Here is a 6888-nt window from a genome sequence, read left to right on the forward strand (position 1 = left end):
GCCGGGCAGTACGCCACTACCGGCTCTGGTATCCGGCAATGGCTCCACAGTTCCATCAGCTCAAGGAGGTGCGATCATGAAGCGACACTCCCGGCCATCACTTGGCGTCTTCCGGTACCTCGGCTTCCACGCCCTGGCCCTGTGTCTTGCCGGGTGTGATACCGACAATCTGCTGGTGATCTCCGATGACCAGGGAAATAAGGCCAGCGCTGAGGCAGGCGTGCTGGCCGAAGGGGATTACCGCGGAGGCCAGTGCAGCGACTGCTACCCCGGGTCGGAGCAATTCGGCGAGCTCACTTATAACGGGTTTGTTTATGCCGCAGAGGACAACCTATCCACATTCGGCATCGACGTCGACAAGGGCTCCTACACGTTCGGCCGTAAGAAGATCAATGAGGGCCAGCTGCCGCCCCCCGCGTCCGTTCGGGTGGAGGAGTACATCAACTACTTCCGGCAGGACTATCAGCCGCCCCCTCAAGCTCCTTTCTCGGTAAGCGTGGACGGCGCCCCCTCGCCGTTCAGAAGCGACAGCCTCCATCTATTGCGCATAGGGCTCCAGGGCCGAGAGCCAGCTGAAGGTGAGAGCCAGCCCTGGAACCTGACCTTCCTGGTGGATATTTCGGGCTCCATGACCAGTCGTATGGACCTGGTTAAGGGGAGCCTGTTCATCCTGGTGGACAACATGCGCGACGGAGACCAGATCTCCATCTGTACCTACGCAGGGGGCGTCCGGACGGTTCTCACGCCCACTCCCCTGGCTGAGATCGGCAAGGAAAGCATCAAAGGCATCATTTCCGAGCTCCAGTCGGGGGGCAGTACGGCCATGGCCTCCGGCCTACAGAACGCCTATAACGTCAACATGTCGGGCTTTCTCCATGAGGGGGTCAACCGCATCATCGTTTGCTCCGACGGCGACGCAAATGTAGGCGCTGTCCGCCATGAAGAAATACTGGAACTGATCGCCTCCTACGTGGCGGAGGGGATCACGCTTTCCACGCTGGGCTTCGGGCAAGGGAACTACAATGATCTGCTCATGGAGCAGCTGGCCGACAAGGGCAACGGGAACTACTACTATATTGACTCGCTGGCCGAATCAGAGCGCCTGTTCACCGAGGAGCTCATCGCCATGATGGAGGTGATCGCCAAGGATGTGAAGATTCAGGTGGAGTTCGATCCCTATAAGGTCATCCGCTATCGCCTCATCGGCTACGAGAACCGCGCGATCGCCGACGAAGATTTTGAAGATGAGGAGACCGATGCAGGGGAGATCGGCGCCGGCCATCGCGTCACCGCCCTGTACGAGCTGGAACTGTCCAACAACCCCATGGGCCATCTGCTGACGGTCCATTTGCGGTATAAACTCCCCAGGGGCACGGCGGACATCGCCCTGGACGTTCCGGTTGCACGTTCCGATCTTGCCGAAACGTTTTACGCCGCCAGCAGGCGGTTTCAATTCACCGCGGCGGTGGCCGAATACGCGGAACTGCTCCGCGGAAGCCCGTATGTAACCACGACCCTCGCGGATGTGGAAAGCCTCGCCGCGCAGACCCTCTGGGGCGACGATGACCGCGATGTGGAATTCCTGGAGCTGGTCCGCAAGGCGCAGACGATCGAATGACACCAGTTGAACGATCAGACCACCTACGGTCTCGGCCCCTGGTCGCGCCGCCTTGCCCAGGATAATCGTACAGGAGAAAATGCCATGATGATGAAGTCCCTAGCAACGCTTACAGCCCTGCTTAGCCTGTCAGGCTTGGTTCGGGGGCAGATTATCAGTGTAAAAACAATCCCGCTGATCACCACCGTGCAATTTTCCCTGGCACCGTCCTACAATGCTGGGATGGGGGGCGTATCCATCGCAATTGACGACTCGCTCGCCGACGGCTTCCTGAATCCGGCCCGTCTCGCAGCGCTGAACCGCAGTATGATCTACACGGCCCCATATCAGGACAGCTGGCAGGACCCGTTGTCCACCGACGCCTGGAATTCACCCCCCGCCACTCAACAGGGAAGACAGGTGCTGGGCAGCCAGGCGCAGGCAATTCCCGTGGGAATCATCCGGCGCCTGCATATGGCCAGTGGCCGGCTGGAGATCACCACGGCATTGGCGCTGGCCGTTGAAAAACTGCGGCACGCCTCCCACAGTCGCATGTTTCAAGACCCTGATACCTGGGAGTGGAATGGCCCCCTCCGGATAAGTGCGGTCAACTTGCCCCTGAGCGCCATGGTGGCTGTGAACTTTCCTCAACGGGGGCTCTCGTTGGGTGCGGGGTTCGATGCGGTCCTGATTAGAGCCGTGGATGGCGTGCCTATGCTCTATCCCGGCGCCGACCAGTTGCGCCAAAACGGTAATATGGCACATTACCGGGTAGGTGCATCGCTGACGGGATCGGAGGGCTCCCGTCTGGATGGGCTTCTGCTGTATCGGCGCTACCACATGGAGCAGGAGGCCATCTATGCCTGGCAGGACAATCTCCTGAATAAGGACGAAGAGCAGAGCTGGTTACTGCAGCTTAAGGGACGGATACCCGTGGAGGATCAGGCCCAGCTGGGTCTGGAGCTTACGGGTCAGTACAAGTGGCACCCCAAATTGCCCGACTATCCGGCACAGCAGATTGCCATCCCCCGTGATCCCGGCATCACCAAGGCCGGCCGGGTTGGCCTGGGGTTCAGTTCCCGTGTGAAGCGGCTGCGGGTGGCGCTGGACGTAGAATTGGAACTGATCGACAGCCGCACATGGGGCGACACCACCGCCGCAGTCATCGGCGTGGACGGCCAAACGATCCCTGCTGGAGATCCCCTGTTCAAGAACGACTACATCCTGACCAATGCCGCGCTTCGACTGGGCCTCGAATTCCGCATTCATGCACGCCTGCGGGTGCAGGGGGGGTGGTCCGTGCGGCAGACCAGCATTGATTATTTCCATGAGGATTTCGTGACGGGAGAGAAGATCAGCAACACGCCGCAAAACTGGTGGAAGGAGCCTGCGCTCACCGCCGGGCTTGTGGCTCAGGTAGGTCCTACTGAGTGGATTTTTCACACCCGTGTGCAGTATGGAACTGGCAGGCCGGTCCAGGAGCAGATCTGGTGGCCGTGGTTTGGTGGGAGGGAGTTTGGTGCCAAAGCAGCCTCTGACTTACTTGTACCGCCCTCCGGCATTGCATTGCAGAACGCCCCAGTCGTATTGCACCAGCTCTCGATGGTCTACTGGTTCTAGTGACATTCGTGACCGATGCGCCCAGAGCAGCTTCGCTTTGGGAGGAGTAGGGCAAATAACCGCTACTTAGTCTAATTCTCTTGGTATAGGCCCCAAGACGGCCTCTGCAGAGTCCTTTCAACGCCCGCGGGACTGTACGTGGTCAATGCAATGTGAGCTACTTGGTTCTAAAACTAAGAGACACGTTTCGTGTTTCCAGGGTTTAGCTGACGATCAAGCCTTCTTCAGCAGCACCATCTTGATGGCCCTAGTATCGCCTAGTATCGCTAACAAGCTACCACCCGGAAGACACGGCGGCGCTAAAGCTCCGTTATGAAGATGGACAGCCTGGATTGATGGGGTATTAGATTGGCGCTGTGTTAGGGCCAAATATGCGCGGAAGCGCGGCTGGATAACATAAGCCCCCGGAACACAACAGGGGCGGGCACCCCCCCACCACGCAGCCGGAAAACCACCAAATTCGCAAACTGCCCCCCTGCTTATAGGGCAGGTACGCAGCTGCTCTATCCACTTGGTAGGGAAGGGAATGGGGGAGCGGGTTGGGCGGCGTATTTGACAATCCGTATGCTATATTTCGTATGCTACATCGTGCTCCGAAACTATTACCGCCCTACTTTAGCAGCATCAACTTGCGGGTATAGATGCAGCCTTCCACCTGGTAGGCTGCGAAGAAGATGCCTGAGGCCGCGCGGCTACCCGACTGGTTCAGGCCGTCCCGACCGGACACGAGGAAGCCACCCGCACAGTACACCTCGGGTACGATACCGGGTAAGGCGCGATTCGATCCGGATAATTTTGCTACTTCGACCAGGAGACACGGAACCAAATCAGGTAGTCGATCTTTCGCCCGTTGCTTTCGTGCACCAGCTCCAGGAGCTTACTCCAGCTACCCAGCTATTTTCTGATGGATCTTTCCAGTACCTCCAGCTTGACACATCCTCCGGGCTGCCCTACCTTTATCAGGGATGGGTCGCAAGGATGCTCTGTCTCTTCGGACCCATCGAAAAGTCCTGCTTGCCGGGGGCTGCGTACCTGCTTCAGGCAGACCGAAAGGAGCCGTCGCATGAGTCGCCGCCTGAGTCTAGAGTCGTCATTGTGCCTGCTGGTCTTCGCCGGGTCGGCACTGGCATGTACTCAGGGGAATGATCGCTTCATAGCCCGCCGCGAGGCCATGGTTACCGGTCAGATCGCGCAGCGGGGAATTGACGACATGAGTGTTCTGGCCGCCATGCGGTCCGTGCCTCGCCACCACTTTGTACCCCGGGACGCCCGGAAAGTGGCCTATGCCGATCGCCCCGTGGCCATTGGCTATGGACAGACCATCTCCCAGCCTTACATTGTGGCCTACATGTGCCAGCTGGTCCGGCTCGGGCCCCAGAGCCGGGTCCTGGAAGTGGGCACCGGCTCGGGCTACCACGCCGCCGTGATGGCCCAGATCGCCGATACAGTCTATACCATGGAGATCATTCCGGAGCTGGCCGCAAGGTCGAGTGAGACGCTTACTTCCCTGGGGTATGCCAACCTGGTGACCCGCCACGCCGACGGCTACTACGGCTGGCCGGAGGCCGCCCCCTTTGACGTTATCGTCGTTACCGCTGCCGCGGACCATATCCCGCCGCCCCTGATCAAGCAGCTGGCCGACGGGGGGCGCATGGTCATTCCTGTGGGCCATCCGTTCCTCACCCAGCACCTGGTTCTGGTGGAGAAGCAGGATGGCCAGATCAGCTCCCGGCAGCTTATCCCCGTGCGGTTCGTTCCCCTTACGGGGGGGAACTAGCCCTAAGATCTCCATGGACACCCGGTTTCCCTGCGGGCACCGGACGCTGGCCGTACTGCTCTGGGGACTGTCCTTCAGCCTGCTGGCCTATGAGGTGGTTCTGCTCCGCATCCTTACTTACCTCCAGTGGTACCACTTCGCCTACCTGGTCATCAGTCTGGCCCTATTGGGCTTTGGCGCCAGCGGGACCCTGCTGTTTCTCTTCCGGCCCTTCTGGCGTCGTCACCTGGGCGGGGCCCTGACGGGGGCATTCTTCCTGACCGGGATCGCCCTGGCCGCCAATCGGCCCCTGCTGGCCGTCATTCCCATGGACAGCTTCCTGGCCGTGTTGCAGTCCTGGCAGCTGGTGTGGCTCGTCCTTCTCGGCCTGACGCTGTTCCTGCCCTTCTTTTTCGGGGCTTTCGGGTTGATTCTTGTGTTTGATGCGGCTCCTCGCCGGATCGCGCTGTATTACGGCGCCAACCTCCTGGGTTCCGGGGCCGGAGCACTGGGCGGGCTGCTGCTGCTATACCGCTGGCACCCCCTGGATATCTCGCCGCTGCTAGGCCTGATGACCGGGCTGTTGGGGGGCGTCCTGGTGATCAATGCCGTGCTGCGGAAGGGGGGGCCATGGGTGGCAGTGTTCCCACCGTCACGGCTGGCGTGGGGCCTTGCCGGGCTGGGGGCCATCGTAGTGTTAGGCTGGGGGGGGATGTCCCGGGCTCAGATGTCCCCTTACAAGGCCCTGAGCCGCGCCCGATTGATGCCGGGCATCGAGGTGCTTCTGGAACGTAGCGATCCTCTGGGTGTGCTCACCATTATCCGGGGCCCCACCCTGCGGTCGGCTGCCGGTTTGAGCTTCGCGTACCAGGGAGACATCCAGCCTCAACCGGTGGCCTACCTGGACGGCAACCCTCTGGGACCCCTGCCTCTGTTAGATGATTCTTCCGCCACGGACGCCCTGCGCCACGCCTGTTTTGCCCTACCCTATCGCATCCGATCTTTCACCGCGAGCCGGGACGCGCCGCGGAGGGTCCTGGTGCTGAACGCCGGTACCGGCATAGACGTGCAGCACGCCCTGGTTGAAGGCGCCGGGTCGGTGACCGCGGTGGAACGCCAACGGGGGTTGATACACGCCTTGGGCCGCCTGGCCGATGGGGAGGGAGGGCCGCCCACCATTTACCGTCGCCCGCAGGTGGAGGTGGTAGTGGCCGAGCCGCGCCATTTTCTCTATGGCGATACAACCCACTACGACGTGGTGGTGTTGCCGCCGATGGGCGGGGTCATCAGCGCCTCCACCGGCATGGATGCAGTGGCTGAAAACTACCTGCTCACGGTGGAAGGGATGACTGCCATGGTGGATCGACTATCGCCGGGGGGGCTCCTGTGCGCCAGCGCCTGGCTGGATACACCGCTTCGACGACCCCTGAAGCTGTTCGGTCTCATGGCGGCCGCTCTGGAGGCCCATAAGTCGGAGAATTGGGGCTCACCGGGGAGCCGCCTGGCGGCCATCGGCAGCTGGAACCTGATGACAGTGGTCCTGTCCCGGCGGCCCTGGTCCCCTGCAGAGCGGGAACGGATCCGCGAGTTTGCATCCCGGGAGGGCTTCGATCGGCATTACCTGCCCGGCGCAGCGGAGACGCCGGTTGAGGGCACCTTTCACCGGCTGGCCGATACCACCCTGGCGCCCACCCTGGCCGCCCTGGCGAAGGGGGTGGCGGGAAACCGGCCGTTCCTGTCCCCCTTTCACCTGGCGCCGCCCACCGATGACCGCCCCTTTTTCAATCACCTCCTGACCCTCAGGTCGCTGCCGGTGATGCGCCATACATTGGGCATGGAAGGGTTTCTGCTGGCTGAGTGGGGCTACGTGCTGGTGTGGGTCACCCTGGTCCTGCTGGCCGTGGGTGGGGGCCTG

At 61.3% G+C, this 6888-nt stretch carries 4 protein-coding genes; all 4 read left to right on the plus strand.

The genetic code is table 11. From position 1 onward, the window contains the following. Positions 1-76 precede the first annotated feature (76 nt). Positions 77-1618 carry a von Willebrand factor type A domain-containing protein gene (locus IH971_04590; GenBank protein ID MCH7497113.1) on the plus strand — a complete coding sequence of 514 codons (1542 nt, stop codon included), beginning with the start codon at positions 77-79 and terminating at the stop codon, positions 1616-1618. A gap of 6 nt (positions 1619-1624) precedes the next feature. Beyond that, entirely contained in the window at positions 1625-3217 is a 1593-nt protein-coding gene (locus IH971_04595; protein ID MCH7497114.1) for a hypothetical protein, read from the plus strand. 1063 nt (positions 3218-4280) lie between these two features. Beyond that, the gene (locus IH971_04600; protein ID MCH7497115.1) at positions 4281-4994 is read left to right on the plus strand and encodes a protein-L-isoaspartate(D-aspartate) O-methyltransferase; all 714 of its coding nucleotides are present in this window, start codon (positions 4281-4283) and stop codon (positions 4992-4994) included. A gap of 13 nt (positions 4995-5007) precedes the next feature. Further along, positions 5008-6888: class I SAM-dependent methyltransferase (locus IH971_04605; protein MCH7497116.1), on the plus strand; the 1881-nt coding region annotated here is incomplete at its 3' end.

Source organism: Candidatus Neomarinimicrobiota bacterium, from assembly GCA_022560655.1.
GTDB lineage: Bacteria > Fidelibacterota > Marinisomatia > SCGC-AAA003-L08 > TS1B11 > JADFSS01.

What these genes read in the sequence shown, in the direction of transcription:
- IH971_04600 (MCH7497115.1), top strand. Translation starts at nt 4,281, where the DNA reads ATGAGTCGCCGCCTGAGTCTAGAGTCGTCATTGTGCCTGCTGGTCTTC.
- IH971_04590 (MCH7497113.1), top strand. Translation starts at nt 77, where the DNA reads ATGAAGCGACACTCCCGGCCATCACTTGGCGTCTTCCGGTACCTCGGC.